Source organism: Candidatus Frankia nodulisporulans (assembly GCF_902806475.1).
Taxonomy (GTDB): Bacteria; Actinomycetota; Actinomycetes; order Frankiales; family Frankiaceae; genus Frankia; species Frankia umida.
Genome location: NZ_CADCWS010000429.1, coordinates 1 through 2,107, shown reverse-complemented (window position 1 = coordinate 2,107; position 2,107 = coordinate 1). Strand labels below are relative to the sequence as shown.

The window sequence follows — 2,107 nt, the reverse complement described above, 5'->3', positions numbered from 1 at the left end:
TTCGTGGACCGGCTCGGCGTCGGAGAGCGTGGTCACCTCGGCGACAGCCGCCCTGGTCGGCATGTCCTCGACGGTCGGCATGTCCTCGACGACGTCGGCCAGCGGCCGCGCGTCGGTGTCGGGCACGGAGGCAGGCGTCTCGGACCCCAGCGGCATCCCGGCACCGACCGTCACGTCAGCACCGACCGTCACGTCAGCGCCCAGCGTGGTGTCAGCACCCACCGTCACATCAGCGCCCAGCGTGGCGTCAGAAGCCACGGTGCTGTCCGGAACCATCGCGGCGTCCGGAACCATCGCGGCGTCAGAGCCCACCGCTGCCATCACTCGGCTACGGCGGCGTGCGCCGGCCCAGCTACGCGAGCCCAACCGGCCACGGCGACCGTGCCGCCGGGTCGGTCCACCCGCCGCTGCCGCGCCGGTGCCACGCAGCCGACCGCCATGGCCTGCCCCGATTCCACCGGAGCCGGAGCCGGAGGCAGGGGCGGCGCCGGGAGCGGACGAGGCGACGGAGGTGTCAGCCCCGTCGCTGTCGCCACCCGGGGGGCCGCTCGTACCGCCTGCCCGGTGGACGCTGCCTGCCCCGGCACCGCCTGGGCCAGGCCCGCCGGGTGCGGCGTTCGCCGCCGACGACCGGTCGGCGCTGGCCACCGGCGGACTCTCGACCAGCCGGACGAGGCCGGACTCCACCGCCGAGTCGGGGATCGTCAGGGCGAACCGGGTCATCCGCCCGGCGGACGGGCGGGCCACCGTGGTCAGCCAGCCCGTCTGGCGCAGGCGTGACGCCTGTCGTTGCACGTGGGTCCGGCTGTAACCGGTCTGGTCCATGAGTGTGCGCAGCCCTGGGCCGCTCACGGCCACGCCGTCGGGAACGCTCGAGGGTGTCTCGGCGAGATGGCTGGCCATCGTGCAGGCGACGAGCTTCGCCGCGGACGGTAGGCCGGCCCGCAGGATGGCCCGCTGCCATCCGATGCGATCACCGATCAGCGTCCCGGAGTCCTGTGCCACTCGGACGGAGACCAGCGCACCAGGGATGGCGAGCTGGATGGTGTCCGACGGCACGGGCCTCCTTCCCTCGACGCTGTCACTCGATGCCGCGCTGTCACTCGATACCGCACTGCCCGGCGATGCCGCACTGCCACGTGAAGCTGCACCGTTACTCAAAGCCGCACCGTCGCCCGACGCCACACTGTCACGTGGGGCTGACGAACGGCCCGGGTCCGACCGGGCAGGGACCGGGTGTCCGGGGATCGAGCCCGACGGAACGGGATCGACGGGGGGCGGGCGGGTCGACGTGTGTTCAGGCACCGTACTCCGCACCGCATCATGGGGCTCCTGCGGGGAGCCACCACGCTCACATGAAGAGGACATGACTCCATCACCGCCGTTGGGTGGTCGTGGTGTGACAGAAACATCAAACATCCGGCGACTGCTTCGCAGCAAAAAGAATTCCAGGCGACCACATCGAGACCACGAGCATTCATCAAAATCAATCATCGAAACACTTGACTGCCACCCCGAACGCCGAATCAGGCGAGGTCGATCCGACGCAGGAGAAAAAAATTTAAATCATGTCGACAAAGCGTCGAAGGGTGCACGGGTAACAGCGGAATCCTGGGTCGCCAGACCGACCTGGAGCGATCAGTCGACGGAAAGCACCGAACGGTTCCGGCGGTGCCTCGACCCCACCCCGACACCCGACCGGCCATCCCCGCGGTGGGCCACCGGTTCATGACCCACCGATCACGCCGCCCCACCGGCACACCCCGACGTCGGACGGCCAGGCCGCCGGCCAGCAGGCCAGATCACCACCCCGGTGACACCCGCCCGGCCGTCGGCCGTACCGCTCGGCCCGTTCCCCGACCGGCGCCTGGCCGATGGTGAATGCGGGCCAGCGGCGCAGGTGGCGCGATCCCGCCCGGTCCCATCGGAACAGTCCGTAAAAGCCGTTCAGGTCAGCCGGAAAAAAGACCACGGCCCGCACCCTGGGCGACTCCCCCTCGATCACCCCGGACGGCGCGCCTCGTCCTTTGTCGACCCACCGCACACTGCCGGTCGATCACACCGATCCGGCCCGGGTTCGAATACCAACGACCGATCGACGGACACC

1 pseudogene is annotated in these 2,107 nt (G+C 70.2%); it reads right to left on the bottom strand.

The features are described 5' to 3' along the window. A pseudogene (locus tag G6R24_RS20505) lies at positions 1-1,059 on the bottom strand (hypothetical protein); the annotation flags it as partial. Between the last annotated feature and the right edge of the window lie 1,048 nt (positions 1,060-2,107).